The sequence below is a fragment of the Microcoleus sp. C2D2 genome, assembly GCF_036702495.1.
Taxonomy (GTDB): Bacteria; Cyanobacteriota; Cyanobacteriia; order Cyanobacteriales; family Microcoleaceae; genus Microcoleus.
Map to the genome: position 1 here is coordinate 14,284 of NZ_JAUBTO010000020.1, position 26,869 is coordinate 41,152.

A 26,869-nucleotide genomic window follows, 5' to 3' on the forward strand; every position below is an offset into this window, starting at 1 on the left:
ACTAAATCTAGAAGAACTGCTCGGATTAGCGGCATTGATTGAAGCAAAGAATGATATAGCAGAAGGAAGAAGGAAGAAGGAAGAAGGAAGAAGGAAGAAGGAAGAAGGAAGAAGGAAGAAGGAAGAAGCAATAAAATCAATCGTTTCAGCCATTAACAACGTCCTAACCGTCTTGGCGGTTGCTATACCACTCTTCAATAACTCCGTTATTTACTCGCTCAAAAAATTGGTGTTACCATCAGTACAGCAACAATGGGAAGAATGACACAAAGATTGAACATGATTTTCAAAAAAAAACTTTTCTCTTCAGTGAAGGGCAGTGACAGAGTTTTAAACCTGCGATAGGAGTTCGGGTGAGGCTTTTATTATCCTAAAACCAGTACCGAAACTAGGGAAATGTGCTTGTGTATTGATAGATAATGGTAGTATTTATAAGGGGAAAAATTTAGAGAAAGCAATTAAAACTTAAGGAGCAAAATTAATCTACTTATCGCCCTCTTCGCCGGATTTCTCGCCCATTGATAATTTATGGTCAAAACTTAAAATTATTCTCGGTTCTATCAACACGACAAATTATCAAGAATTAGGAAAAGCGATAGAGTTGGAGATTTTTACTCGTTACCAGGCTCTTGCTGGTAACGAGAAGAAAAAACGTTAATCGGAATTTAAAAACTCCAAATAATTATCAGTCAATTCTTTGACTGCTAATTCGTAAAACTGCTTACCGTGTTCTGGAGTTGCTAAGGCCGGATTTGAACCCATTCTGCCGTCGGGAAATCGGTGGCGGAAATCAGCAGCACCGTAAATTTTGTACCCGGAAGCGACTTCTTCCGAAAGCGGAGCTTGCTTGATTGCTTCTGGATAAAGGTACTGGGTTAAGGCGATTTCGCTGGGGGTGGCGTGAGAACCTTCTTGGTTTCCGTAGAGTTCTTTTGCGAGTTTGTAGACTGAACCGCACATGAACCAGTTGCCGACTTGACACTGGATTTTTTCGGCATTCGGTAAATTCAAGTCAGACAAATGCGCGTAAGTCTCGGAAAATGCTGCTTTCATCGTGGCAATGTTGCCACCATGACCGTTAATGAAGAAATATTTTACAAATCCCGCTTTTGCCAAAGAGGTGATATAATCCCTGATTACAAGTATCAGCGTCTGCGGTCGGAGGCTGATTGTGCCGGGAAAGCTGGTGTGGTGCAAGGCCATGCCTACATTAATTGTCGGGCCGATTAAGGCATGGGCAGCTTCGCCGACACCGCGGGCGATCGCACTGGCAGCAATGGCGTCAGTGCCGATCAAGCCGGTGGGCCCGTGCTGTTCGGTGGAGCCGATCGGGATAATTATGCCTCGGGAGCTATCGAGATAAGCTTCTACCTCAGCCCAGGTACTCAAATGCAGCAACATGATAGGCAGTCTACAGAATTTTTACTTGCTATGGTCGATCGTAGCCGGCACGGGAAAAAAAAGGACTTTGGGCAAACTTCTTATTGTCTTCTTAAAAAAGGCTCTACAGTGCGATCGCAACTTTACAGTTATATTATTTAACCTTAATAATTTAACGACTTGATTACCAAAACTTTACCTTTTAATAACCTTTTAAGAGTAGTATAGCAAGCATCTCCCTATAGATTGGGTGTTACCTGGTCGATTAACAGCGGGCAATGTTTTATGAAATTAACACCGACCCCTAAAAATGACCAGACTTCTGAGGCCAGGACGCAGGCAGACAGCGCGACTCCGGCAACTGCTCTAGGGCTGTATTCCTTGCACGAGCAAGTAGCAAAGGTCGAGCGCGTGTCTGTAGGATGGACTGGGGAAGGATTTTAAGCGATCGAACTTTCTGGCGATCGTACAAGCGATCTCCGCGCGAGAGTGCCTCAGCTACCGAACAAGGCGCCTCTCGCTAGCCACATATAAACATAACTCCCACTGATATTTATGTCTTCTGCTGAATTAAGCGAAAGTCCTTCAAGGCTGGCTGTTGGACAAGCTGGCCGAATCTTGTTATTGGAAGGTGAAGACCTGTTGCGGGAAATGCTAGCTTTAGCCCTTAAAGAACAGGGCTACGAGGTGGTGGTTACTAGCGACGGGCGCAACGCTCTGCCTTCTGTACAGGCTTCTTCGTCATACCAGGGTGAATTTGCCTTCAACCTATTAATTATGGATTCAATTAACGGTTTGGATCTGTGTCGAATGTTACGGCATCAAGGAAATCCCGTCCCTATTTTGATTATCGGTGCGAGAGGAAGTGCCAACAATTGCGCTTTTTACCTAGAAGCCGGATCGGATGATTATCTGACCAAGCCTTTTGGAATGCGGGAGTTTATCGCTAGGTGTCGGGCGCTGATGCGACGCCAGCGCCTCGGTAGGTTACCGGAACCGAGGATGCTGCAATATAAGAGCATAACTCTGTATCCTGAAGAGTGCCGGGTGTTGGTTCGCGGTCTGGAAGTGAAATTTTCTCCTAAACAGTTTCGCTTACTAGAACTATTTATGAGTTATCCCCGGCGAGTTTGGTCTCGCGATCAGTTGCTGGAAAGAATTTGGGGTCAAGATTTTATCGGAGACAGCAAAACAGTTGACGTGCACATCCGCTGGCTGCGCGAAAAGTTGGAAATCGATCCGGGCAAACCTGAATATATCATTACGGTACGTGGGTTCGGCTATCGATTTGGTTGAATTTTTAAATAAGTTGTAGGGTGGCAAGTTGGAGTCGAATTGACGTAGGGACACAACATTCTTGTGTCCTTATTTGTCTGTGTAGGGTGCGCAATACAATAGCTTGGAGGTGCAACCAGTAGAGCTATTCCAGCGACTGTTGCCGTTCTCTTTTACCCGCTCGCGATCGGTATAAACTCACATCTTGCACCATTCTCAAGAACAGGCAAGATGCCTGTGAAGCGAAGAGTGAATTTTCTCGCTTCACAGGCATCTTGCCTGTTCATAAAAAGCTTATTGAGAATGGTGCAACATGTGAGTATAAATCAAAACTCCCCTGTCCACTCCCAACAATGAAGTTTACAGCAATCTCCTGCAACCGCAACAGCCGCCACCATATCTGAACTGGGAAATAATTCAATTAAAGACCATTTCGATGCTTCTTCTGGGTTTTCTTCAACATTTAACAGCGCTGCTGGTTCTCCTGGTGCGAGACTGACATCAAACTGATTCAGGGGAATAGAAAGTCCTTTTCCGACTGCTTTAATGTAGGCTTCTTTGCGAGTCCAGCAGGTAAAAAAAGCTGTGGCTTGGAGATGTTCTGGGAGCGATCGCAACACAGAATTTTCTAATGGTGAAAAAAACTTGTCAGCAATCTCCAGACAAGAAAAGTTGGGATTTATGCCTTCAATATCCACACCAATATCTCGATTTTTGGTAATAGCAATTAGAGCCATACCCCGAGAGTGAGACAAATTGAAACGCAGGGTATTTCCCCCTTGGGTGACGATGAGAGAAGGTTTGCCGTAGGGATTGTAGTCAAAGCGCAAAATGTGAGAACTTATGTTAAGATAGCGACTCAGAATCGCTCTCAGCGCGCCACGACTCACAATAAATTGCGATCGATCTTTTGGAAACACAAAACGATCGGCTTTTGTCCGCTCGTCGGTAGAGAGAGTCTGTTGTAAACTCTGCAAGCAAGATTCTGTTTGAGCCAGAGAGACACGCCAAACATGAATTTCGCCCAGATCCAATGTCAAGTCTAGCGGTGGGGAATTCCACGAAGGAACAACAGCAATCATATATTTACCCTACCTTATCCAAAGCTTCCACGTACCAAATTACCGATCTTCTTCTCGATCTTCTTTCTCTTCCTTCGCGCACTTCGCGACTTCGCGGTTCGTTAAATAAGTCCCAATTCCAAGTGTCAATCGATTTGAGATTTGAGATTATTGCTTGATTGTCAATAAATCCAAGTTTGCACAACCTTTCCCGCTAATTGCTGTCCCAACCAAGGCGTATTTGCCGATCGCGACTTCAGACTTGGCGCGTCAACAGTCCAACTCATTTCCGGGTCGAACAGAATCAGCTCAGCAGAGACTCCCGGTGCAACCCTGGCGCAGGTTTGCCCGAGACAAACGGCCGGCCCGGCGCTCAAAACTCGCCACAGTTCTAAAGCCGAAAATTCCCCCGTTTCTACCAGTCCGTGCCACAGTAAAGGCAAAGCTAATTCCAAACCGATCGCCCCGGGCGGACTATCAGCAAAAGCCACAGTTTTCTCCTCATAAGTATGCGGATTGTGGTCGATCGCGATCGCATCAATTACCCCATCTTTCACAGCTTGAATCAACGCTAATTGGTCGTTGAGATTGCCCAACGGCGGTTCTAGGTGTAAATTCGGATCGTAGGCCAACGAAGCAGTCAGAGCATTTTTCCCGCCGGAATTTTTCCAGTTTCCTGAAATTGCCCCGACATTCAACAGCAAGTGCATCCAAGTCACACTCGCAGTCACCGGCAAACCCCGCGCCTTCGCATCCCGAATCAATTCCACACTGCGCGCCGTAGAAACCCGCATAATGTGCACCGGAGTGCCTGCAGATGCCACCAACTCAAGCATTGCCGCCAAAGCCGAAGTTTCCGCACTCGCCGGAATTCCTGGCAAGCCCAAGCGCACCGACACCGCACTCTCCCGCGCCGCGCCATTTCCTGCCAAAGTTCGATCGCACGGCCACAAAGCCACAGACTTGCCCAAAGGCTGGATATACTCAAGCAAACGCCTCACCAGAGCCGGATTAGACAGCGGCAAACCGTCCGCAAAACCCACCACCGCAGAGGAGACCAGCTCGCCCAACTCAGCCATCTGCTGCCCTTTAACGCCCGCTGTCAGCGCGCCCCAAAAATACAAGCGGGGCCCCCCGGGCGACAAATTGCGGATATGTTGCTGCAACAATGCTAAACCGGCCAAATTGTCAACAGGCGGCGAGGTATCCGGCAAAATCGCCAGCCGCGTAAAACCGCCAGCGGCCGCAGCCTGTATCAAGGATTCCAGGGTTTCTCGATCCTCAAAACCCGGTTCTCCGCTGTGGCTGTAGATATCAGTTAACCCCGGCCCCAAAATCAGTCCCTGGCAATCCCGCACTTCTGTGTCAGCGGGAAACTCAGCTATTTTTTCCTCAACTGCTTTGATATTACCTTCAGCAATCAGAATATCAGCGATGCGATCGCTCTCTGAAACTGGATCTAGCACTCGTACATTTTGTAGCAGTTCGCGGCTCATAACTTAAGATTTACATATATTGAAGAAGGATGAAGGAGGTACGAACCGCGAAGACGCGAAGGACACGAAGGAAGAAGGAAGAAGGAATAAAATCAACGGTTTCAGCAATTAAGAACTTCCTAACTATCGGGCGCGGTTGTTATCAACTTTTAAACTTTTTTCAGGCGGGGGTAGGGTAGGGGAGAGTATGCCCGCCCCATTCTTCGGGTGCGGGCCTATCGCCTTACTGATTACAGTGCTCCTGCGGCTGTTTGATCAAAAACGCCGCCGCTCAAATGAGTTGTGACATTCATCGCTTGTAATACCGGCAAACCATCGGGGCCGTGGGGATAATCTATCACGCTCACGGCTCCGTTTCCTTGTTTGAATTTCCAGAAATGTTCTGGTTCTAAACCGAATAGGTGGCAGAGAATTGCTTTGTTGATGGCATCGTGAGCAACCACAATCCCCGTACCAGAAACTGATTGTACAATTTCTCGCCAAGATGCGATCGCCCGAGTCCAAACGTGCTGCAAATTCTCTCCTTCGGGCATTTGCACTGTTTCTGGTGATGTTTTCCATTCCTCTAGCAAACCCGGATAGGATTCTTCTATTTCTAATTCAAACTTTCCTTCCCAAAGTCCGTGGCTGATTTCTCTCAACTCGTCGCGGAGTTCTAGTTGCAAATCGCTGTGATATTTGAGAATAATTTCTGCCGTTTCTTTCGGGCGCAGCATCGAACTGCTGATCGCAAAATCTAATTTTACATCCTTGAGAAATTCTGCTGCCTGCCGGGATTGTTCGCGGCCGTTATCGTTGAGAGGTACGTCAATTTGCCCCTGAAATTTACCTGCTTTATTCCAGTCTGTTTCGCCGTGACGCACCAGCAACAAGCGCGGGCCCCGGTGTCCGTCCCTCGGTTTGGGAAAAATTTCCCCGGTATGGGCTGTTAAATTTAGCGATTCTAATTGAACTGCAAGTTTCTTTTTCGGATCATCTGCTTGCTCATCGGTGGTAACAGGGGAAGTTCCAAAATTTATGACACTAATTCCGCAATTTGACTGTTGAATCGATTGATAGTAATCCGGGGAAATTTCCGATGCTGTAGCGATGAGCGCGCGGTTGATTCCGTTGTGACCTACTACTAGAATTGTTCCGTCCCGGTGGCGCGATAAAATTTCTTTCCAAAACTGTCGGGCGCTAGCAAAAATGGCTAATACTGGGAAGTGTTCGATTTCTCCGTCAGCAGATGGCAGTTTCATGGAAAATTTGTCTGGCTGTTTTTGCCACTGCTGGTATGCTTCGGGGAATTTGTCGATCGCATCTTGGCGCAGCATTCCTTCCCACAGAGGCAAATCGATTTCCATCAATTTATCAGTTGGCTGGAGTTGTGGCGGATTTGTCAAGCACTTGAGGATGATTTCGGCTGTTTCTTTGGCTCGTTGCAGGGGACTGGTATAGGCGGCATCAAAGGCGATACTGCTGAGTGTGTCGCCTACTTGCAGGGCGGCGCTGCGGCCTGCTTCTGTCAAAATCGATTTATCCAGGCGGCCTTGGATGCGACGTTCTTGATTGTATGTGCTTTTGCCGTGACGGACTAAGATAATTCGAGTCATTCGATTTTAGATTTTAGATTTTAGATTTTAGATTTAGCCCGCTACCCGGCGGAGGTTGCGCCGTGCGGATCTTACCTCATACATCGGCTTATGGCGCACTACTCCTGTAGAGTTCGTCAGCCGAGTCAAAAAGATGAGCCAGTGAAATTTTACCAGTTGTCGGGATACTCTCGTCTGCAACGACCTATGATTAAAGACGGAAAAGATTTAGCCACGGATTCGCGCGGGACAACACGAGGAATGACACTGAAGCGGGTGATTTTAGGTATTTTAACGGCGATCGCGATCGCCTTGGTGGGTTTATCTTTAGTTGCTAGTTGGAATCAGCCGCAAATTCAAAGCCGGCTGGAACTCTACCAGACAAATTTGCTGCTTCACGCCTCTGAGTGGCAAGGAGAAAATAATCAGAGTGCTAATTTAAGTTCGGCGCGCAACAATATTGTCGGTGCAGATCCTTTAAATACGGCTTTGACGCAGTATCAAGAAGCGCGACAATCGACTCGCAAAACTCTCGAAACAACTCAAGCACAATTTAAAGCAATTCAGTCTGCTATCGCCTCCAAGCCTGAGGGTAATACTCTGAATTTGGCTCAAGATAAGGCTTTGTCAGAGTCGATAGAGCAACAGTCAGCGCTGCTAAACGAACTTGACTTGCGCTTAGGAATTTTGCAGGCAAGCAGCGGCAAAACTCAGGCGGCGCTCCAAACTTGGAAAAATTTAGCTGAGCGGTACAATACTCAAATTGATTACGACCCTTCGGCGGTAACTGCTAAAGTTTTAACGGGAATTTGGAGCAATCCGGCTCAACTGCTGCCAGATGCCGAGCAGAACATTCAAAAGTCTTTGGATGGCTGGTTTCGCTATCGCGCTCTAGCTCAACTTTACAAGCTGCAAGAACGTTCTAAAGAGCTGGTGGCGCTGCAAGCAGCAGAGCAAGCAACGGCCCAGCAAGCTGTAGAAAAGTTGGCAATTATAGTTGGCGTTCCGGCGATCGCACTTTGTATTGGCACGGTTTTGCTGGTTGGTTTGACCGTGCAGTGGCTGTTGCAGCGGCAGCAGTTAGATACAGCAGATCCCGGCCCGGTGTTGGCGCGAAATGCGAGCTTGACTTGGGATGTGCCTTGGGATGGTGAGATTGTTTGGCAGGTACTTGTGGTCGGCTTTTTCTTTGTCGGGCAAATCTTGATTCCCTATTTGTTGCTGCCTGTTTCTCTGGCTGTTTTAAAACTCAATCCTGCTACTTTTGACCCGCGCGGCAAGGCTTTTTATATCTTTGCTACTTATTTGTTGCTGTCGGCTGGGGGGCTTTCGGTACTGTATTTTTCGGTCAAGTCTTTTTTGCCTTTGCCTGAAGGTTGGTTTCGGATTAATTGGCGGGGAAGTTGGTTTTTGTGGGGTTTTGGCGGCTATTTTATTGCTTTGCCTTTGGTAGTTTTGGTGTCGCTGATCAATCAGCAATTTTGGCAGGGACAAGGTGGCAGTAATCCGATTTTGCCGATCGTTCTCGAAGGTAGGGACAACGTGGCTTTGGCGGTGTTTTTCGGCACTGCTGCGATCGCCGCTCCGGTTTTTGAGGAAATTGTGTTTCGGGGCTTTCTGCTGCCTTCTCTGACTCGCTATTTGCCTGTTTGGGGGGCGATCGCCGCTTCTGCTTTCTTGTTTGCGGTGGCTCACTTGAGTGTCTCTGAGATTCTGCCTTTGGCGACTTTGGGTTCGGTTTTGGGGTTTGTGTACACGCGATCGCGCAATCTCCTCGCTCCTATGCTTCTCCACAGTCTTTGGAACAGCGGTACTCTCCTGAGTCTGTTTCTTTTGGGCGGCGGCGCGAGTTAATTCGGATGGTTGTTAATAATTGTGAATTAACCGGGTTTTTAAAGGCAGCGATCGTCAGGGCGATCGACTCTTGCCAAAAACAGCAGTAGGGTGCTCGGTGCGCCCCTGATATGTAGTCCGGTAAAATAACCGGAATTTCATTAGGGGCGGGTTCACCCTAATCTGTAATATCAGCAACAGATCCAGATTCCTAGGGGCCCCGGTCGCTTATTTTAGCGGAAAAACTTGGTTTAACATGGAAGTAATATCTTGTCCGCTGATGATTGAGAGACTGACCCGGGCGATCGTACCGCACGGAAGTTGACAATCCGGCTAATTTCTAGGTAAATTTTAATTTAGGATGAGGCTTAAACCCAATGAGCAATTTGAACAGCCGCAAGTTAGAGGGAACGCCGAGTTGGATTCGTTTGGCACCCTACGCAGCCTTGGGCATTTTAATATTTTCTCTCAATTCAGGCAGCGAACTAAATTATTTCTTGAGAGGCTACTTGGTCATTCTACAAGCTCAAGCCGGTATAGTTTTGCTGTATTTTGCGATGTCTAAGTTTCGCAAAAACCCAAATAAATGAGTAAAAATTAGTAAGATTACTTAGCTCGCTCGTTAAAGGTCGATAGTTAAAGGTCGATCGCGGAAGTTAAAATAAAAAAAATGGGGAAAGTAAAAATGGTAAAAGATAAAACCGTAGCAGTTGTGTTAGCTTTCTTTGTAGGAGGTTTTGGGATTCACAAATTTTATTTGGGCAATAACTTAGCAGGGGTATTATACTTGCTATTTTCTTGGACATTAATTCCGTCACTGCTCGCATTTTTCGATTTTATCGGCCTGCTGCTGATGTCGGAACAAGCTTTTCAGGTACAGTACAATGGCGCAATGTTGCCGTCTGGGTATGTCCTCAGATCGGCAAAAGATGTAACAGGGGCGATCGGCGAATTAAAAAAACTTTACGATCTGGGCGCAATTACGGCCGAAGAATATGAAGAAAAACGCCAAAAACTGCTGCGAGAATTGTAATTAAGAAGGAAGAAGGAAGAAGGAAGAAGGAAGAAGGAAGGAGGAAGAAGGAAGAAGGAAGCTCACTATTAAAAAAGTGGGATTGAAATAAGTGTGAGATCACAGCTATTTAAGGATAAAATTAAAGTGTCTAAAGATTTATACTGGCTGCGTCAAACTCCAAACTGGGTGTGGTATGCTTTTATTCCCTACTTCGGCGGATTGGCGATCGCCTATGCAGGCCAAAAGTCAAATATTCGCAGTTGGATGGGATGGGGTGTTGCCATTACTTTAGCAGCACTAGCGGTATCTTCTTCAGCTAATTTGGGTACGATCGTTTGGATTGCTCAAATTGTCACTGCTTTTAGTTTGAAAAAGCGCTATCTCATCAAAACCGCACCCAGAGGTTTACTGGTTCCTGCAACTGCAACAAATGCCGAAGAACTGGCAAACGTGCGCGGCAAAATAGATATTAATGAGTGTACCAAAGACGATATGGTCAGAATCTTGGGTTTGCCGATCGTCTACGCCAACGATATTGAATCTTTGCAAAACGAAGGCTACATTTTTACCCACGCCGAAGAGTTATCCGAAATAGCCGGAGTTCCCGAAAGTCACGTCAGACGCATCGCCCCGATGATTTGTTTCAGCTACAATTATCAAAAAGAATTGCAGTTTACTTGGAAACGGTTAAATATTCTTTCGCCGGAAGAGTTAATCGCCAGCGGTTTAGATCGGGTTGTTGCCGAAAAAATAGTTAGAGAAAGGCAGAGAAAAGGCGCTTACAAATCAGTTGTCGAAGTCAAGCGGCGGACGGGACTGCCTTTTGATTCCTACCGCCATATTTGTTAATTTGCGGGGTGGCGACTATTCAAACATCGACTGGGAAAATCTGATTGCAGAAATAGAAGACATGGGGCGAAGTGAACGCCGGAGTTGAGAAAGTAATCTGGTGGTAATTTTCCTGGGCTTGCTTAAGTGGCAATTTCAACCGCCTCAAAGAAGTGGTACCATCTCTAAAATCTAAAATCTAAAATCTAAAATCTAAAATCTAAAATCTAAAATCGATTGGTGGTAATACTCCTGGGCTTGCTTAAGTGGCAATTTCAACCGGATCAAAGAAGTGGTGGCATCTCTAAAATCTAAAATCTAAAATCTAAAATCTAAAATCGATTGATTGATTTTCTGCCAGATGAGATGATTCAAGGGTAGCATGGGAAAAAAGGTCGATCGCCTCCTGGTAATTGACATTCAATGCACCTGCTGCCAAAAAACTCCCCCAGCAGGCGGGCCCGCCTGAAATTCTTAAAAAAAGTATTTATCCTCTTGACATTTACACAGAATAATGATATTAACATATTGGTGAAACGCGTACTTTTCGCTAGAATCAACTCGAATCGGGGGGTACTACCATTTGAGATTTGAGATTTGAGATTGGGGAAAGACTCGTGACTATCGGGGTTTGAAGCTTGCCTACAGTGGCATTATTTTTTAGAACAGGAATAAGTTTTCAAGACTCTGCCTTAAATATCAGTGGTAAGCTATCTGAATTATTATTGAAATGCAAAACGACACAATAGTAGCAGTACCGCTAACATCAAATTATGTCTGACTCTCCTCCATCCCAAATCTCCCCAGAAGCTGCACCGGAAAGTGCTGCTACCGAAAACAGCAGTGGCAAAACTAGGCAACTGTTGGGCATGAAAGGGGCCGCTAGCGGGGAAACTTCCATCTGGAAGATTCGCTTGCAACTGATGAAACCGATTACCTGGATTCCCCTAATTTGGGGCGTGGTTTGCGGGGCGGCGTCTTCTGGAAACTATGTTTGGAACCTAGAGAATTTCTCGATCGCAGCAGCTTGTATGTTGATGTCAGGGCCGTTGCTGGCAGGGTACACTCAAACTTTGAACGATTTTTACGATCGCGACATCGACGCCATTAACGAGCCCTACCGTCCGATTCCCTCCGGTATCATCTCGATTCCCCAAGTAGTAACGCAAATTTTGGTATTATTAGCCGCTGGCATTGCGGTGGCTTATGCTCTAGACTTGTGGGCGGGTCATGAATTCCCGACAATGACTGTTTTGACTCTCGGTGGCGCGTTTCTAGCTTATATCTACTCTGCGCCACCGCTGAAACTCAAGCAGAATGGCTGGTTGGGAAATTATGCCCTGGGTGCTAGCTACATTGCCCTGCCTTGGTGGGCTGGTCAAGCTTTGTTTGGTACACTAGATCCCACCATTATGATCTTGACCCTGTTTTACAGTTTGGCAGGGCTCGGGATTGCGATCGTCAACGATTTCAAAAGTGTTGAAGGCGATCGGCAATTAGGGTTAAAATCTTTGCCAGTGATGTTTGGCATTAGCACCGCAGCTTGGATTTGCGTGTTGATGATCGACATATTTCAAGCTGGGATTGCAGGCTACCTGATCAGCATCCACCAAAACCTTTACGCTGTCATTCTGCTGCTGCTGATAATTCCCCAAATTACTTTTCAGGATATGTACTTTTTGCGCAATCCCCTGGAAAATGATGTTAAATATCAGGCAAGTGCTCAGCCTTTCCTGGTTTTGGGTATGCTGGTAGCAGCCTTGGCACTGGGTCATGCGAGTTAAGCAGAGTTTTGAGGTTTGAGTTAAAAATTTTTTAATTCAAAAAATCTAATTCACTTCTCATAAAAATACCAACCTCTGCAGCGTTAAGAAAAGTTTTGAATTTGGAATTGTGAATTAAAAAGTTTTTAATTCAAAAAATCTAATTCAAGGCAGCGTGTTATTCAAGAAAAAATGTCGAATTAAAAATTAAGAATTGAAGAAAGCTAGCTTTTTTAATTTTTAATTTTTAATCTGACTTGATGAGGTTTGAAGGTCTGAACGTGGCAGAATTTTTCTCAAATATCAAAGATAAATTGAGCAAAGTCACTAACGCAATAAGCGGTAATTCCGATGGAGAACCGCCGAAGGCTGCGAAGGGTAATAAGCTCAACTCGCCGGAATCGGAGGCGGAATTTTTTACACGGACAACGGCCCAAAGATCGGAGTATGTGGTAGAAGAAGATCCCGCACCCCTAGAAGAGTCAGAATATTTAGAGTCAGAATATTTAGAGCCAGAATACGATCGATATCCAATAGTTAAGCGCGATTGGGAAGGGTTGAAGCGCTTAATCGCTTGGTTGGAAATTGAACCTCAAGTTACCCGCTTGCACACCAAGGGAAAAGAATTGTTGCGGCCGGGATTAAGTTTGCTGGGAACTAAATTACCCCAAAAATCGGAGAGTAGCGAATTGCTGGCTTTGGGCGAATCGCCGAACACCGAAGGGCAGAAAAATACGGAACTACAGGAAAATAGGGCACCGCAGGAAAATACTAAAAAACGCATCTCCCGCCGCCCAAGATATTGGATAGGTTTAGGTGTTGCCAGTATAGGCGGCGGCGCTTTAATCTACGGTTTATGGATTTTGTACACCTTAGACAAAGGTTTGCCGGATGTTAACGATTTGTCAGCCTTTAACCGCGACGGAACGCTGACAATTAAGGCGGCAGATAATACGATTTTGTTGCAGTCGGGGCCTGCAACAAGAGATAAACTGCAACTTAAAGAAATTCCAGAACTGTTGGTTAAAGCTTTTATTTCCATAGAAGACCGCCGTTTTTACAAACATCGCGGGGTGGATTATCAAGGTATTGTGCGATCGGTTGTTTCTAATTTGATAGCGAGAGATTTAGTGCAGGGCGGCAGTACAATTACGCAACAATTGGCTCGCGTTGTTTTTCTCAATCAGGAAAGAAGTATTAGGCGGAAGGTTCGGGAAGCTCTTTTAGCTCAGAAAATAGAGCGGGAGTTGAGTAAAGACCAAGTTTTAGAACGGTATTTAAATCTGGTTTATTTGGGTTCGGATGCCTACGGAGTGGCAGATGCGGCTTTGGTTTTCTTTAGCAAAACAGTCGATAAATTAACTTTGGCAGAGATGGCAACTTTGGCGGGTTTGCCACCGGCACCGAGCGAATATTCGCCTTTGGTTAATCCGGATATGGCTAAGCAACGCCGCAATCTTGTGCTGCAACAAATGCAGGAAGCGAAGGTAATTACAGAGGCTCAGGCTAAGGAGGCGATGGCGGAACCTATGGCGGTTAAACCAAGTCCGCCGAAGCGATTTCAAGTGGCGGCGCCTTATTTTGCTAGTTATATTCGGAAAGAATTGCCGCGCTATGTTTCTCCGGATGCTTTGGAAGCTGGCGGTTTGACTGTCGAGACGACGGTGGATTTGAAGTGGCAGAAAATAGCGGAACAGGTGATTAAAGATGCGATCGAAGTTGATGGCCGCCGTCAGGGTTTTGAACAGGCGGCTTTAGTTTCTATGGACACTAAGACTGGGGAAGTTAAGGCCCTGGTGGGCGGCGCAAATTTTAAGGAAAGTCAGTTTAATCGCGCTACGCAGGCTTTGCGGCAGCCAGGCTCGACGTTTAAAGGCTTAGTTTATGCCGCGGCGATGGCGGCGGGTTTTTCTCCCTATGACGGTTACGAAGACGAACCAATTATTATCGACGGCTATCAACCGAATAATTATGGCAAAAAATTTAGCGGTTGGCGATCGATGTCTGATGCTTTGACGCGTTCGGTGAATGTCGTAGCTGTGAAGGTGTTGATGGATGTGGGGTTTGAACCGACGATAAAATTAGCCCACGATATGGGAATTAAGTCTAAATTGAGTCCGATTTATTCCCTGGCTTTGGGTTCTTCGGAGGTGAATTTGCTGGAGTTAACCAATGCTTACGGTACTTTAGCATCGCAAGGTAATTTTATTGAAGCCCACGGAATTAAGCGGGTGATTAATCAGCGGGGAGATGTGATTTATCAAGCTAATTTTAAACCGAAGCGGGTTTTGGATAAGGATAGTGCTGCGATTACTACTTGGATGTTGGAGGGTGTGGTGCAAGACGGTACGGGGGGGCCTGCGGCTTTGTCCGATCGCGCTGTAGCGGGCAAAACGGGTACTTCGGAAAATGTCAGGGATTTGTGGTTTATTGGTTACATTCCACAGGTGGTGACTGGGGTTTGGCTGGGGAATGATGACAATTATCCCACCTGGGGAACTAGCGGTACGGCGGCGTATAATTGGCGCGATTTTATGAGTAAAGCTGTTAAGGGAATGCCGGTTGAGAAGTTTCCGAAGTTACCGGAGTTGGAGGGCCGCAAAGGCAGTATTAAGGCTAAACCGGTGCAGGCTAATAGGATTATTCGGGGGATGATTGTGAATGAGGATGGGGCGATCGTCCCTTACAATCCTAATCCTGAACCGAAGTATTACCCACCGCAAGAGCCAGCTTATCAGGAGCCTGCTTATCAAGAGCCTGCTTATCAAGAACCTGCTTATCAAGAGCCTGCTTATCAAGAACCTGGATATTAAACGGGTTTTACCAACAATTGCCACCCGTAGGGGCGGGTTTCACCAACCATAATCGCCTAAAACCAATAATCTCATAAACCCGCCCCCACGATTTTTACCAACAATTGCCACCCGTAGGGGCGGGTTTCACCAACCATAATCGCCTAAAACCAATAATCTTATAAACCCGCCCCCACGATAGCGATAAATCACAATCTACAAATCTAATCTTGTTTTAGTTTCACCATAAAAAAGCCGTCCATTTGATTTCGGTGCGGCCAAACTTTTACCCATCCTTCCGGTGATGGCTGTACGGGTAAATCAATTGTTGGCGGTTCTATTTGCCAGTGAGGATTGCTGTCTAAGAACGATCGAATAACTGTTTCATTTTCCAAGGGATGAATTGTGCAAGTTGCATAAACTAATACGCCGCCGGACTTGACAAATGTCGCTGCATTTGCTAGCAATTCCGATTGCAGTTGAGATTGTTGTTGAATGTTTTCCGGGGTGTGGCGCCAGCGGGCGTCGGCGCGGCGGTGGAGGGTTCCGAGGCCGGAACAAGGTGCGTCTAGTAAAACTCTGTCTGCGAGGTTAACAAACTCTGGGACATGGCGGCTGTCTCCGGTATGAATTTTAATCGATTTCATCTGGAGTCTGTCTGCATTTTCTTTAAGTTTTTTGAGTCGGCTGGCGGTTTTGTCGCAGGCATAAATTGTGCCTTCATCCTGCATTAATTCGGCGCTGTGGGTGGTTTTTCCCCCGGGCGCGGCGCAGGCGTCGATGATAGTTTCCCCTGGCTGCGGCCCTAGTAAATGGGTGACTAATTGAGCGCTGCTGTCTTGGATTGTCCACCAACCTTCGCTGTATCCGGGGAGGTTTTGAATTGCGCCGATGGTGCCATTTAGTCTTAATGCTTGTGGCAAGTGTGGGATTCTGCTAACGCTGATGTTTTGGGATTTGAAGGCGGTTTCAATTTGGGCGATCGAGCTTTTTAAGGGATTGATTCTCAGGTCAATTGTGGGGGATTGGTTGAACCATTCACATAGTTGTTCTGTTTCGGTTTCGCCTATTTGTTCGAGCCACAATTCTACTAGCCAGTCGGGGAAGCTGTGCAGAATTCCTAGGCGTTCGACGGGGTTTTCGGGTAATTTTAGGGAATACAAACCCCCCCCAGCCCCGCCTTGGTAAGGGGGGGTTGGGGGGGTTAAACGGGTATACTTTCGCAACAAACCGTTTACAAAACTGCTGAGTCCTGAAAATCCGTTTTCTTTTGCTAGTTGAACGGTGGTATTGACGGCGGCGGAGGGGGGAATCTGGTTGAGATATTCGAGTTGATATAAGCCTAAATGTAAGATGGTACGGAGTTCTGGAGGTTGTTGGGAGGATTTTTTTGTTGCTAGTTTGTCGATGATAAAGTCGATCGATCGCATTCTCCTGACGCTACCGTAAACTAATTCTGTGACTAAACGCCGATCGAGGTCGTTGAGTTGAGAATTGCTGAAAGCGCGATCGAGTGCGGCATCTGCGAATGCACCGCGGCGGTGGACTTCGCGGAGTGCGAGAAAGGCTATTTGGCGGGGATTTTGCATGGTTAAGATATGGGGGTCCAGAAACCGGGTTTTTTACGATAAGACGCGTTACAGCCCGCAGATTCGGTGAAAAACCCGGTTTTTGACCACCCTTGCGTCCAGGACTATAAAAGTTTCAAATTTCCTCTGGATTTATCCCCATTTCTCGTAGTTTTTTTGATAGGCGATCGGCTTTTTGCTGTACTAACTCTTTCTCCTGTCGTTCTTGTTCCATTTGTGTTGACAACTCCACATAAGACAAAAACTTTAGTCCGTCAGGACGATAAATTTCCAAGTCTCCCGATGCAGTTTCAAAACGTATTTCTAAACGCGGACTTACCCAACCCTCCATTGATTCAATATAGTTGAGTTGTCCGTCACTTCGCAGCCAACCTATTAACTCATTATCCTCTGGATCGTAGACATAATATTCTTCGACTCCATAATTCTCATAGAACTTAAACAGCTTAAACATTGCTGTCATGCGGTTGCCGGGGGAGATGATTTCAAAGACAACTTGCGGCGCAATATTATCTTCAAGCCACTGTTGGTAGGAACCTCTGTCACCTTTGGGTCTGCCAAAGACTACCATAGTATCAGGTGCTTGGCGAGTTTTGTTATCTCCTTCGACGGGATACCACAGCAAATCACCTGCTACAAAGACATTTTCGTTGTCTTTGAATAAGGCATCTATTCCACCTTGAATTTTTACTATTAATTGGAACTGTTTGGTATTGTCAGACATGGGTTTTCCGTCGCTGTCTGGGTAGATGATTTCTGGCAAAGTTTGAGAGGGAATTGTTGTTGTCATGGGGATGACTCCATTGCTAGTAGCATCAATTTCTATTTTATACCTATTTTATAGGACTTACGCAGGGGGCCCCGAAACCGGGTTTTTCACGAAAAGACTTCGTTGCAATCGGCAGATTAGGTAAAAAACCCGGTTTCTTTGTCGGAGTGCGTAAGTCCTGTTTTACTTATTCTGGTTTGGTTGACACCAATGGTTCTAATAAATTGCGTTCTTCTATGGGAAGTTCTAGCAAAACTCGTCTGTCGCCCTTTGTTTCCTTATAGCGGACTGCCGCATTCAGCAGGCGGATGGGAATTTGGAATTGTTCGTAGTTGCTGGTTAGTTCTTCCCACAATTCTAACCAAGCGCGTGCGGCTTTGTAGCTGACCATTTCTGACATTAGCGCGGGGATGGTTCGCACAATGCTATATCCTAAAATTGAGAGATATTTATGTTTTTCGTAAACGGCAATTAGACTAATAATGCGAGGTTTCAATATCGCGGGATCGTTGCTGTTTGCGAAGAGGTTGCTGATAATTAACGTGGCATCTTCGAGACTAGCTTCATCGTCTGGTTCAAAGCGTTGGAATGCGTCGTCTAAGGCGGCGATGCCTTCATCCCAGCGATTCAATCCGAGAATGGCAATGGCACGGTAGAAGAAGACAGATGAATATTGAGAGCCAAGTGCGATCGCGCGATCGTAAGATACTAAAGCTTCATCGTAGCGTTTTAAGCTGTTGAGTACAACGCCTCGTACAGCCCAAGCCGACTGATTATTGGCATCTAGTTCGATCACCCGATCGTAAGATACTAAAACTTCATCGTAGCGTTTTAAGCTGTTGAGTACAATGCCTCGAAGTGCCCAAGCCAACTGATCATTGGCATCTAGTTCGAACGCTTTATCGCAAGATGCTAAAGCTTCATCATAGCGTTTTAAGCTGTTGAGTACATAGCCTCGAAGTGCCCAAGCCAACTGATCATTGGCATCTAGTTCGAGCGCTTTATCGCAAGATGCTAAAGCTTCATCATAGCGTTTGAGGTTGTGGAGTACATCGCCTCGAAGTACCCAAGCCAACTGAAGATTGGCATCTAGTTCGAGCGCTTTATCGAAAGATGCTAAAGCTTGATCATAGCGTTTGAGGTTGTTGAGTACATCGCCTCGAAGTGTCCAAGCCCACTGATAATTGGCATCTAGTTCGATCGCGCGATCAAACGATGCTAAAGCTTCATCATAGCGTTCGAGGTTGCGGAGTACATGGCCTCGAAGTGTCCAAGCCCACTGATAATTGGCATCTAGTTCGATCGCGCGATCGTAAGATTCTAAGGCTTCATCGTAGCGTTTGAGCTTGCGGAGTACATCGCCTCGCTTAGCCCAAGCCGACTGATAATTGGGATCAAGTTTGATCGCCCTATCGTAAGATTCTAAGGCTTCATCATAGCGTTCGAGGCTTTTGAGTACATCGCCTCGTAGATGCCAAACGTTTTTATAATTGGAATCGATTTCAATAGCTTTATCTAAACATTCCAAAGCTTCATCGTACCATTCCCGCTTATTTAAGAAGTATCCCTTTAGGGACCAATCCCTTGCCTCGCCGCGACTTGCTACCAATTTTTCCGCATATTCTAAAGCCGAAACATAGTCTGTCTGTTCAATACAATATTTAATTTCATCAACATAAGCCTTCAGACGCGGGTCTTCCTCATTTTTCTCAATAGCCTCAAGCGCCCGCGTATAATATTTTCGTTCCATCACAGCATCAGGTGGAATCGGTTTCAAACCTTGCCGATACATAAAATGACTTTCTTTCTCCGCCAAATCAACATCCGCCATCCTCAATCCCAATCGCTGCTGCAATTCTTTCCGCGTATACCAAAGCCGAATAAAATCTACAATTAATCGAATCGGTTCATTTCGCTGCTTCTTTACCTCCAGACAAAAACGCATCAAAGGTTCTCGCAATTCATACCACGATTCCCGTCCTATCTCCTCAGTTTTGACATAACCCTTTTCTCGCAAATCTTTAAGTTGGCTAGATACAGTTCGCTGCTCAATAAAACAGCGTTTAGCAATTTCTTTGACTGGTGCTGCACCACCTCGATCGCACAAAAAGTCAACAATCTTTCGCTGCTGATTTGAAAGATATTTCATCTTATCCTGATAGTAGGGCGTGAGGCTATCCAGCATTTCCATGAACGGTTCTACCAATTTATCTAGCGATTCAGGAGTCATCAGAAAAGCCGAAAAAACAATGTAGACGCGAGGACTGCCACCAGAAAGGTAATGCACAACTTTAATGCGATCGCGCCCTATTGGACTTTGAATAAAAGATGCTAAATCACTATTCCCTTCTAACTTGGCAATATGATTTAATAAAGCTACAGCATCATCGAGCTTAAACTCATCTAATTCACGTAAATCAAAAAAATCATAAAAAGGATTCTTAGAGTGCTTGACTCCATCAAACAAGCTTTGTGATGTTGCCAAAATTGTCAAAAATGAATAATTTTGAATATACGCCTTCAACTGCTTCTGCCCGAAATCCCCCAAGCCGCTAAACACGTCCTCTAAATTTTCGACAATCAACAACAGCACCCGCTTGCCAACAAAGTCTCTCAGCAATTCTGCGGCCTTAAATTCAGCTTGCTTGGGCGACAAATCATAAAGCTTTTCAACATCATTATGTAACTCAGCTTCATATGCTGCCGGATATTCTTTAGCAATGGCCCGGAATATTCCCCGCAATAAATCCAAAAAAGACGCAATCCCCCATTCCTCTTCCTGCAGCCACGCAATTAGCAATTTATCCCGCAAATCTTCCATCTTAGCAACGCGATGATAAATCAGGGAAACCAAGTGCGTTTTGCCAATGCCGCGCGGCCCTATTAGCAGTTGAAAATGCTTGTTATCTGTTAAGGCGCTCACCCGAATTAGCTCTACTAAATGTTCTGCCAGTGCGTGACGCTGTACTAAGATAGCTTCCAGGGTTTCTGGTGACATCAAGCTAGGAGTAAATCGAGAGATAAATGTATTTTTCATAATATCTATTGGGTTTAACTGGTTCCCAGGCACAGCCTGGGAACCTATATCTAGAGGCTCTGCCTCGTCGGTTGCAGAGGAAAACAGGAGGCAGAGCCTCCCGATCAGCGTCCCCAGGCAGAGCCGGGAAGGAGGAAATGCTTGTTAGACAAGGCTTTGAGAACTTAACTGGTTCCCCGGCTCTGCCTGGGAACCGATATCTAGAGGCTCTGCCTCGTCGGTTGCGCAGGAAAAGAGGAGGCAGAGCCTCCGGATCAGCGTCCCCAGGCAGAGCCGGGGAACGAGGAAGGAGAAAATGCTTGTTAGACAAGGCTTTAATAATTTATACGTCTAATTTACCATAGGTTTAAAAAATATACGTCAGTTTTGTTGTATATTTTTTAAAGCAGTGTTAGACTGCCCTTAACAAGCAAACAAGCGCCCCTAGCTTTTACTAGAGACGCTTTCGATCGCTTGTTTTTTTCAGAGCGACTGGCTGCCACCAGAAACGCTCGTCAAGTTCCCATTTTTACGGTCTTTGTACAGACCAAGGAGTTTCTATGTCTAATGTTAGCACCAAGCAAGTCATTCTGGTTTCTACGGCTCCAACTGATTCGGCAACACCGCTTGAAACTGGAGGTTTCATGCCTTTACTGATGTACGGAGGAGTTGCAGTAGCCGTGATTATTGCAATGGCTTACTTTTCCCAAACATTGCTCAACTCGATTACTCAGTTGACCAAAACCCTGAACAAAAAACGCAAATAATCAGGCGTTTCCTGGTTCCCCGGCTGTGCCTGGGAACCGAGCTCCACAGGCTCTGCCTCGCAAGTATTAGACTCGCGGCAGGCAGAGCCTTCAAATCTACGTCCCCAGGCAGAGCCTGGCAACAAAAAAAAATCTGAAAAATATTCCTTAAGATTTGTTACAATACGCGAAACTTCATGCTTTCCCCAACACTGGATGACCTTTTTTAACCCCTCCGAACCCGTACTCCGCAGCAAGCAAGAACAACTCGATGTACAAGACCTCGAAGGCTTGTTGCGACTCCACTGGCAAATTGGAAATTTTACTCTTTTCTCAGGATTTTATACCCGGATCGACCAAACTTTTCTGCTTTGGGGTTTGGTGACGGCGGGGATTTTTTTTACGGCTCAGTTTTTCCCTATCAGTTGGACCTTTCAGGCGATTCTGTGGTCAACTTTGACTCTAATTGGCACTGCGGGGATGGCGGTTTTGACTTTGTTTTGGGTAAGAGTCGAGCGAGTTAGCTGGATTCTTTACTGTTGGGCGATTTTGATGATAACTGGTTTGGTTCTGACCGATTGCAGTATTTTTGCCGGTTGGGGAGGTGTGTTGCTGCACCTTTGCGATTTGTGGTTGGGGTTGAGCGCGATCGGCTATTTTTGTACCGGAGTCGGTTTGCGATCGCGCACTTTTCTCCTCTGCGGACTAACTCATCTATTTAGCATCCCTCTATTAACTTTTGTTGCACCTTGGCAATATTTAACCACTGGCATAATTATGGCCGGCTGTTTGTTGTTGTTGTCAGAATTGCAGTGGGATATGCGATCGCCGATCGACAATACAATGCTTAGCGAAGAACAGAAACAATTTAACCGGATTCAACAGCAAATGCGGCAACTAACCGCGACACTAGGCAAATAGGTCAAAAATTCAACAAGTGCCTTTCCTTCCCCCCTTAGCAAAAAGCTACCTGGGCAAAAATTGTAAAGAATTCTGTACAACAGCTAACACTTTCCACAAATCGGACACAATAGAAATATACAGCATAAATAAAAAACCAACTTTAACCAGAACAGGTGTTTTGCTGTTTTACCTGTGAATCGCCAACCTAAGGAGAACGGTGTCCGGGAGGCGACTGGCTAACAATGCTGTACTTGCGACGATAAAAGTTAACTCCGGTTGAGAGTAGTTGTTAAAACAAAAAAAGTGGTGCAGGGTTTTTACCGTTTCCCCTGCTTCGCAGTCTCTGAGGAGAGGCTAAACCCTCTACTAGAACAGCCTGAGGAGATTGGCACAGGTTTTGACAGTTGCTGAGGCGGATTTTTGAGTTCAGTGTTTAAGAAAATTTAGGAAAGGCTCGCCTAGCAGCCTAGCAGGACTTACTATTAAACAAGTCCTGCTTTATGCTGGGAAATTTAAATAATCTTTTACTCTGGCGTGCGTTTTCGCAATATCTCCCTTACTTCCATTAAAATCTGTCCCAACCTGTTTTTGCCGCTGCCATCTTTACCGCAACCCCAATAGTAATCAATAGGGGAATTTTCGACTATTTCCTCATCGCCAGTAGCTAGTAAAATTTCTCTAATTTCGAGAGGAGTTTCAAATTTGCGGAGTACGGCTTTTCGCATGATATCATCTTTGACTTGTTCCCAATCTTTGCGGAGGGGACGAGAGCGATCGCGTCCCATTTTTGCGGCATCTTTCGGTGTTTTTGCTTGGCGAATTTGGTCGCAGTTAGCCGTTTTGGGAAACTTTTGTGCTTGAAAATAATGTTCGGTAGTTGGCCAATATTCTCCGTCTAACTCTAATCCATGACTGGAAAAATTTGAAAAACAGCCGTATTCGCTGCCAGTGGTGTAGAAGTAGATAGCCATAATATCTTCGATTTCAACCGCCTTAATAATCTTGGTCGATCGTCAGCCTTACCTCTCTTGATTCTCCACTATCTTCAACCGCAAATCAATATTTTCAAGATAGGAACCGATGTAAGACAGCAGGGCGTAGATGAATACGATCACCCCTACCATTTCCAAAATTTCCTCAACAGAAGCCATCAAACCGTATATCAAGTTTCGCTGACCTACCGCATCTGCATAATAGCCGCAAACCATTTCCATGCCAAGTGCTCCACCGACATATATACTGCCTGCCAATAAAAAGAAATCTCTTGTTTTCCGGGGTAGGTGCCGGAGAAACTTCAGATAAGCCAGCCCAGTAACCGCAACAAAAATCGCCCCCGGAATTACCCATATGAAGTAAAAAAGTCCCCCTAAATCCAGTGCTTTTCGCAAGTCGTTAATAATTAATATTTCGTGCAAACTCAAGATTTCATCTAAAGAAAAAAATACAAAGATGAACCCCAGCGCTTTCCAGTGCCCAAAATACCGATCGCCCTGCTTCTTCTTAGCACTAGCAATAATACCTAGCAAAATCGCGCAAAACAGCAAAGTAAATGATGAGTACCACGAAGGATAATTTATTTCTCTGTCTAAGTTAAACAAACTAATCCAGCGTTCTTGATAGTTAAAACCGTACCGCAGAACTTGTACGATGCAACCAGCAACAGCAAAGAAGAGCACCCAAATGCTGAGAGAGAAAGCAACTCTCTTCGGCGAAACAGAAATAATGAACTTCATCAAGTTTTTGATAAACTAGAACAAGCAAAATCAAACTATAAAGTAAAAAGTCAAAAATCGCAAGAGCGGCGCAATCCGCCCCCTCGGATTTTTATCTACAAAAAATCACCAATCCCTGACAATGCACGTTCAAATTGAAACTTTCACTGTCCGCAAGCGGTTTGCGCTTACCATCAGCCGCGGTACAACAGCCCAAAGTACCAATTTATGGGTGAAGCTAGAACACGAAGGCATCGAAGGCTGGGGAGAAGCTTCGCCGTTTTCCACAGGTTCTCGACCCCAAACTACCGAAATTCTGCTAGCCGCATTGCAGGAAGTTGCACCGCTGCTAGAAAAGTTTACTCCCTTCGATCGCCAAAAAATCGAACAAGTATTAACAGAGGTCAACTTACCCTCAGCCGCCCGCGCTGGCATCGACATGGCAATGCACGACTGGCTGGGCAAAAAAGCAGGCTTGCCGCTGTGGAAAATGTGGGGATTAGATCGATCGCGCATCGTCCCCACCTCGGTCACAATCGGCATTAATTCGCCGAGGAGTGCAAGAGAAAGAGTGCGCGATTGGTTTGGTAAAGATGCGACTGATTCAGGAAGCATCAAATACCGCGCCGTTAAGGTTAAATTAGGAAATCCAGAAGGAATCGAAGCCGACAAAGCTATGTTAATAGCAGTCCTAGACGAAGCACCAGCTAACCTTAAAATCAGTGTTGATGCTAACGGCGGTTGGAGTTTGACCAGCGCGATCGAAATGTGTCGCTGGCTGGAAAGATACAAAATAAATTATGTAGAACAGCCGCTTTCACCCGTCGCAGATATGGAGGAATTCTCAGAACTGTACCGTCAATCGCCCCTGCCCATTTTTGCTGATGAAAGTTGCTTTAATAGTTCCGATATACCCAAGTTAGCGCACTGCGTCCACGGCATCAATATCAAAATGATGAAGTCAGGAGGATTGACCGAAGCAATGCGGATGATTCACACAGCAAAAGCCTGCAATTTGCAAGTAATGTTCGGCTGCTATTCAGATAGCGCGATCGCAAATACAGCAGCAGCACAACTTTCACCCCTAGCTGACTATTTGGATTTGGACAGTCACTTAAATTTATTAGACGATCCTTTCACGGGTGCGATCGTCGAAAATGGGTGTTTGCTGCCAAACGAGCGATCGGGATTGGGAGTGCGGCGAGTTGAGATTGGAGAATAGAAGTAACTAGGTCAGCGCAAAGAAACTTTACCATGTAACAGAATATCAAGCTATCATAACCTTGGCAATTGTTTTCCTTCGGCTCGCGAAAGATACAGCTTCACTCACGGCATCCCGGGCTGATGTATTTTCAAGTTTCATTTACTTACAATGAACCAATGACTAAAAACTATCCCATCAAAAATGGCAAAGTTGCTATCTTGCTGCACGAGGGAATTCTCGGTCATTCCGGGAAAACTGGTTTAGCATTTTTGCGCTACAGCGAAGCACAAATTGTAGCAGTAATAGACCGCCAATGTGCCGGACAATCTTTACCTGAATTAACTGGCATTCGTCAACAATTACCGATAGTTGCTTCCGTTGCAGAAGCACTGGAATTTGCGCCGGATATTCTGCTAATTGGGATCGCTACTCCCGGCGGTGTTTTGCCTGCGGAATGGCTGCCAGAAATTAATCAAGCGGTAGCAGCAGGTTTGTCAGTTGTCAACGGTTTGCACGCGAAACTTGCACCTTTGATAACAGTTCCTTTAACCGAAAATCAATGGATTTGGGACGTGCGCCAGGAACCGAAATCTGTCGGTGCGATCGCCTCTGCTGCTGCTGCTCAATTAAGTTGTCGCCGCGTGTTAACTGTCGGCACAGATATGAGCGTTGGCAAAATGTCAACCAGTCTGGAACTCAATCGCATTTGCTTGCAGCGGGGTTTGCGTTCCAAATTTTTGGCAACCGGACAAACGGGTTTAATGATCGGAAATGAAGGTATTCCTTTGGATGCAGTGCGAGTTGATTTCGCGGCTGGTGCTGTCGAACAAATGGCGATTAAATTGGGTTCTGAATGCGATATTCTGCACGTAGAAGGGCAAGGTTCGCTATTGCATCCGGGTTCGACGGCGACTCTGCCGCTGTTGCGGGGCGCGCAGCCAACTCACTTAATTTTAGCGCACCGAGCCGGACAAACTAACATTCGCCATCACCCGCACGTATCGATTCCAAATTTATCAAAAGTGGTCGAACTGTACGAAATGGTAGCCGCTGCTGCGGGTGCTTTTTCTGGGGGAAAAGTGAGCGCGATCGCCCTCAACACTCATCACTTAAATGAGGCAGAAGCGCTGTTAGCAATAGCTGAAGTTCAAGCAGAAACGGGATTGCCTTGTACCGATGCGGTAAGGTTGGGCGCGGAGGTTTTGTTGGAGGCGATCGACAGTTGATATGCTACAATTAACAGCAACCAGCAAATAGCTACATAAAACTATGACACAAACCTTTCAAGCAAAAACACTGACACTGCGCGATGTCAAAACAAAATTTAACTGCCAACTTGCAGAAGAGGAGCAATTCTTCCGGGAGTGGATTGACGATTTACCTGAAATTACTGATGAAGAAAAGCGATATTTAGACAAAGTAAAGGCTGGCTATGCTAACAGTGCCGACTACCCCATGATAGAAGATACCGTAAAAATGGTGGTACTGGCTCCCTTGCTATTTTTAGCAGATTTATACTTGAATCCGTTTCACATAGAGGCAGAAAAATCGGTGGAACTTGTCACCGTGGATGAAAATATACTTGTCCGGGGAAGTATTGATGTTCTGCTTTTAATTGAATCTTTTTGGGTTGTTGCGATAGAAGCGAAGCGATCGCAATATTCCGTTGAAGCTGGACTTCCCCAGTTACTATTTTATATGCTGAATGACCCCAGTCCAGACAGACCAACTTTTGGGCTTCTGACAAATGGCAGCAACTTCAGATTTATCAAATTGATTAAACAAGACACTCCGCAGTACGCTTTATCTTATGAGTTCGTAATCGATCGCGCTAATGACTTTTACGAAGTATTTCGCATTTTGAAGCGATTATCTGGTATGATTTCCAGTTACAGCTCTTTTACTTAAAGGCA

Annotated in this window: 23 protein-coding genes and 2 pseudogenes; 16 read left to right on the plus strand and 9 right to left on the minus strand. The window is 45.7% G+C overall.

What is annotated here, in order from left to right:
• Positions 1–34 precede the first annotated feature (34 nt).
• A complete protein-coding gene (locus QUB61_RS09315; RefSeq protein ID WP_333134434.1) occupies positions 35–265 on the plus strand; it encodes a hypothetical protein in 231 nt (76 codons plus the stop codon).
• 389 nt (positions 266–654) lie between these two features.
• Here QUB61_RS09315 and QUB61_RS09320 read toward each other — a convergent pair whose 3' ends face one another.
• Positions 655–1,401: a creatininase family protein gene (locus QUB61_RS09320; RefSeq protein WP_333134436.1), complete on the minus strand. Its 747-nt coding sequence runs from the start codon at positions 1,399–1,401 to the stop codon at positions 655–657.
• A 264-nt stretch (positions 1,402–1,665) separates the two neighbouring features.
• Here QUB61_RS09320 and QUB61_RS09325 point away from each other — a divergent pair, with 264 nt between their 5' ends.
• A complete protein-coding gene (locus QUB61_RS09325; protein ID WP_333134438.1) occupies positions 1,666–1,824 on the plus strand; it encodes a hypothetical protein in 159 nt (52 codons plus the stop codon).
• A gap of 111 nt (positions 1,825–1,935) precedes the next feature.
• A complete protein-coding gene (locus QUB61_RS09330; protein WP_333134440.1) occupies positions 1,936–2,676 on the plus strand; it encodes a response regulator transcription factor in 741 nt (246 codons plus the stop codon).
• A 305-nt stretch (positions 2,677–2,981) separates the two neighbouring features.
• On the opposite strand, the gene QUB61_RS09335 is transcribed toward QUB61_RS09330, so the two are convergent.
• From QUB61_RS09335 to QUB61_RS09345, 3 genes are all read right to left on the minus strand, one after another.
• A complete protein-coding gene (locus QUB61_RS09335; protein ID WP_333128401.1) occupies positions 2,982–3,737 on the minus strand; it encodes a 4'-phosphopantetheinyl transferase superfamily protein in 756 nt (251 codons plus the stop codon).
• Between the two features lie 161 nt (positions 3,738–3,898).
• Complete coding sequence (locus QUB61_RS09340) at positions 3,899–5,212, minus strand: dihydroorotase (RefSeq protein ID WP_333128399.1); 1,314 nt, start codon at positions 5,210–5,212, stop codon at positions 3,899–3,901.
• 230 nt (positions 5,213–5,442) lie between these two features.
• Positions 5,443–6,807 carry a histidine phosphatase family protein gene (locus QUB61_RS09345; protein ID WP_333128396.1) on the minus strand — a complete coding sequence of 455 codons (1,365 nt, stop codon included), beginning with the start codon at positions 6,805–6,807 and terminating at the stop codon, positions 5,443–5,445.
• A gap of 240 nt (positions 6,808–7,047) precedes the next feature.
• Between QUB61_RS09345 and QUB61_RS09350 the strand changes: the two genes are divergently transcribed.
• The 8 genes and pseudogenes from QUB61_RS09350 to QUB61_RS39825 all read left to right on the plus strand — a co-directional run.
• A complete protein-coding gene (locus tag QUB61_RS09350; RefSeq protein ID WP_333128404.1) occupies positions 7,048–8,640 on the plus strand; it encodes a CPBP family glutamic-type intramembrane protease in 1,593 nt (530 codons plus the stop codon).
• 356 nt (positions 8,641–8,996) lie between these two features.
• Positions 8,997–9,209, plus strand: coding sequence for a hypothetical protein (locus QUB61_RS09355; RefSeq protein ID WP_333128393.1), 213 nt, complete (start codon positions 8,997–8,999; stop codon positions 9,207–9,209).
• 95 nt (positions 9,210–9,304) lie between these two features.
• Positions 9,305–9,652 (plus strand): NINE protein, encoded by a 348-nt coding sequence (locus tag QUB61_RS09360; RefSeq protein ID WP_333128390.1) that lies wholly within the window; start codon positions 9,305–9,307, stop codon positions 9,650–9,652.
• A 126-nt stretch (positions 9,653–9,778) separates the two neighbouring features.
• Complete coding sequence (locus QUB61_RS09365; protein ID WP_333128388.1) at positions 9,779–10,483, plus strand: helix-hairpin-helix domain-containing protein; 705 nt, start codon at positions 9,779–9,781, stop codon at positions 10,481–10,483.
• A pseudogene (locus tag QUB61_RS09370) lies at positions 10,458–10,637 on the plus strand (DUF29 domain-containing protein); the annotation flags it as partial. The gene QUB61_RS09365 and the pseudogene QUB61_RS09370, both read left to right, overlap by 26 nt.
• Before the next feature lie 598 nt (positions 10,638–11,235).
• Positions 11,236–12,246: a chlorophyll synthase ChlG gene (chlG, locus tag QUB61_RS09375; RefSeq protein WP_333128386.1), complete on the plus strand. Its 1,011-nt coding sequence runs from the start codon at positions 11,236–11,238 to the stop codon at positions 12,244–12,246.
• Between the two features lie 239 nt (positions 12,247–12,485).
• Positions 12,486–15,038 (plus strand): penicillin-binding protein 1A, encoded by a 2,553-nt coding sequence (locus QUB61_RS09380; protein ID WP_333128384.1) that lies wholly within the window; start codon positions 12,486–12,488, stop codon positions 15,036–15,038.
• Positions 14,981–15,115: pseudogene (locus tag QUB61_RS39825) on the plus strand (hypothetical protein); the annotation flags it as partial. The gene QUB61_RS09380 and the pseudogene QUB61_RS39825, both read left to right, overlap by 58 nt.
• A gap of 126 nt (positions 15,116–15,241) precedes the next feature.
• Here the strand turns inward: QUB61_RS39825 and QUB61_RS09385 are convergent.
• The 3 genes from QUB61_RS09385 to QUB61_RS09395 form a co-directional block, all read right to left on the minus strand.
• A complete protein-coding gene (locus QUB61_RS09385) occupies positions 15,242–16,606 on the minus strand; it encodes a 16S rRNA (cytosine(967)-C(5))-methyltransferase (protein ID WP_333128382.1) in 1,365 nt (454 codons plus the stop codon).
• A gap of 115 nt (positions 16,607–16,721) precedes the next feature.
• On the minus strand, positions 16,722–17,396 hold the full coding sequence (locus QUB61_RS09390; RefSeq protein WP_333128380.1) for a Uma2 family endonuclease: 675 nt from the start codon (positions 17,394–17,396) through the stop codon (positions 16,722–16,724).
• 166 nt (positions 17,397–17,562) lie between these two features.
• Positions 17,563–20,412, minus strand: coding sequence for a tetratricopeptide repeat protein (locus tag QUB61_RS09395; RefSeq protein WP_333128377.1), 2,850 nt, complete (start codon positions 20,410–20,412; stop codon positions 17,563–17,565).
• Between the two features lie 539 nt (positions 20,413–20,951).
• Between QUB61_RS09395 and QUB61_RS09400 the strand changes: the two genes are divergently transcribed.
• Complete coding sequence (locus tag QUB61_RS09400; protein ID WP_333128375.1) at positions 20,952–21,158, plus strand: hypothetical protein; 207 nt, start codon at positions 20,952–20,954, stop codon at positions 21,156–21,158.
• A gap of 195 nt (positions 21,159–21,353) precedes the next feature.
• Positions 21,354–22,058, plus strand: coding sequence for a hypothetical protein (locus tag QUB61_RS09405; protein WP_333128371.1), 705 nt, complete (start codon positions 21,354–21,356; stop codon positions 22,056–22,058).
• Positions 22,059–22,564: 506 nt separating this feature from the next.
• Here the strand turns inward: QUB61_RS09405 and QUB61_RS09410 are convergent.
• Together QUB61_RS09410 and QUB61_RS09415 are read right to left on the minus strand one after the other, a co-directional pair.
• Positions 22,565–23,011, minus strand: coding sequence for an NADAR domain-containing protein (locus tag QUB61_RS09410; protein ID WP_333128368.1), 447 nt, complete (start codon positions 23,009–23,011; stop codon positions 22,565–22,567).
• Between the two features lie 48 nt (positions 23,012–23,059).
• The gene (locus QUB61_RS09415; protein WP_333128365.1) at positions 23,060–23,773 is read right to left on the minus strand and encodes a hypothetical protein; all 714 of its coding nucleotides are present in this window, start codon (positions 23,771–23,773) and stop codon (positions 23,060–23,062) included.
• Between the two features lie 121 nt (positions 23,774–23,894).
• Here QUB61_RS09415 and QUB61_RS09420 point away from each other — a divergent pair, with 121 nt between their 5' ends.
• The 3 genes from QUB61_RS09420 to QUB61_RS09430 all read left to right on the plus strand — a co-directional run bounded on the left by QUB61_RS09420 (position 23,895) and on the right by QUB61_RS09430 (position 26,864).
• Positions 23,895–24,974, plus strand: coding sequence for a dipeptide epimerase (locus tag QUB61_RS09420; protein WP_333128363.1), 1,080 nt, complete (start codon positions 23,895–23,897; stop codon positions 24,972–24,974).
• A gap of 158 nt (positions 24,975–25,132) precedes the next feature.
• Positions 25,133–26,182 carry a DUF1611 domain-containing protein gene (locus QUB61_RS09425; protein WP_333128361.1) on the plus strand — a complete coding sequence of 350 codons (1,050 nt, stop codon included), beginning with the start codon at positions 25,133–25,135 and terminating at the stop codon, positions 26,180–26,182.
• A gap of 43 nt (positions 26,183–26,225) precedes the next feature.
• Entirely contained in the window at positions 26,226–26,864 is a 639-nt protein-coding gene (locus QUB61_RS09430; protein ID WP_333128359.1) for a type I restriction endonuclease, read from the plus strand.
• The last annotated feature ends 5 nt before the right edge of the window (positions 26,865–26,869 follow it).

Coding starts and splice junctions, on each gene's coding strand:
- QUB61_RS09320 (WP_333134436.1), bottom strand. CDS start 1,401: ATGTTGCTGCATTTGAGTACCTGGGCTGAGGTAGAAGCTTATCTCGAT.
- QUB61_RS09325 (WP_333134438.1), top strand. CDS start 1,666: ATGAAATTAACACCGACCCCTAAAAATGACCAGACTTCTGAGGCCAGG.
- QUB61_RS09330 (WP_333134440.1), top strand. CDS start 1,936: ATGTCTTCTGCTGAATTAAGCGAAAGTCCTTCAAGGCTGGCTGTTGGA.
- QUB61_RS09335 (WP_333128401.1), bottom strand. CDS start 3,737: ATGATTGCTGTTGTTCCTTCGTGGAATTCCCCACCGCTAGACTTGACA.
- QUB61_RS09340 (WP_333128399.1), bottom strand. CDS start 5,212: ATGAGCCGCGAACTGCTACAAAATGTACGAGTGCTAGATCCAGTTTCA.
- QUB61_RS09345 (WP_333128396.1), bottom strand. CDS start 6,807: ATGACTCGAATTATCTTAGTCCGTCACGGCAAAAGCACATACAATCAA.
- QUB61_RS09350 (WP_333128404.1), top strand. CDS start 7,048: ATGACACTGAAGCGGGTGATTTTAGGTATTTTAACGGCGATCGCGATC.
- QUB61_RS09355 (WP_333128393.1), top strand. CDS start 8,997: ATGAGCAATTTGAACAGCCGCAAGTTAGAGGGAACGCCGAGTTGGATT.
- QUB61_RS09360 (WP_333128390.1), top strand. CDS start 9,305: ATGGTAAAAGATAAAACCGTAGCAGTTGTGTTAGCTTTCTTTGTAGGA.
- chlG (WP_333128386.1), top strand. CDS start 11,236: ATGTCTGACTCTCCTCCATCCCAAATCTCCCCAGAAGCTGCACCGGAA.
- QUB61_RS09380 (WP_333128384.1), top strand. CDS start 12,486: ATGAGGTTTGAAGGTCTGAACGTGGCAGAATTTTTCTCAAATATCAAA.
- QUB61_RS09385 (WP_333128382.1), bottom strand. CDS start 16,606: ATGCAAAATCCCCGCCAAATAGCCTTTCTCGCACTCCGCGAAGTCCAC.
- QUB61_RS09390 (WP_333128380.1), bottom strand. CDS start 17,396: ATGACAACAACAATTCCCTCTCAAACTTTGCCAGAAATCATCTACCCA.
- QUB61_RS09395 (WP_333128377.1), bottom strand. CDS start 20,412: ATGAAAAATACATTTATCTCTCGATTTACTCCTAGCTTGATGTCACCA.
- QUB61_RS09400 (WP_333128375.1), top strand. CDS start 20,952: ATGTCTAATGTTAGCACCAAGCAAGTCATTCTGGTTTCTACGGCTCCA.
- QUB61_RS09405 (WP_333128371.1), top strand. CDS start 21,354: ATGACCTTTTTTAACCCCTCCGAACCCGTACTCCGCAGCAAGCAAGAA.
- QUB61_RS09410 (WP_333128368.1), bottom strand. CDS start 23,011: ATGGCTATCTACTTCTACACCACTGGCAGCGAATACGGCTGTTTTTCA.
- QUB61_RS09415 (WP_333128365.1), bottom strand. CDS start 23,773: ATGAAGTTCATTATTTCTGTTTCGCCGAAGAGAGTTGCTTTCTCTCTC.
- QUB61_RS09420 (WP_333128363.1), top strand. CDS start 23,895: ATGCACGTTCAAATTGAAACTTTCACTGTCCGCAAGCGGTTTGCGCTT.
- QUB61_RS09425 (WP_333128361.1), top strand. CDS start 25,133: ATGACTAAAAACTATCCCATCAAAAATGGCAAAGTTGCTATCTTGCTG.
- QUB61_RS09430 (WP_333128359.1), top strand. CDS start 26,226: ATGACACAAACCTTTCAAGCAAAAACACTGACACTGCGCGATGTCAAA.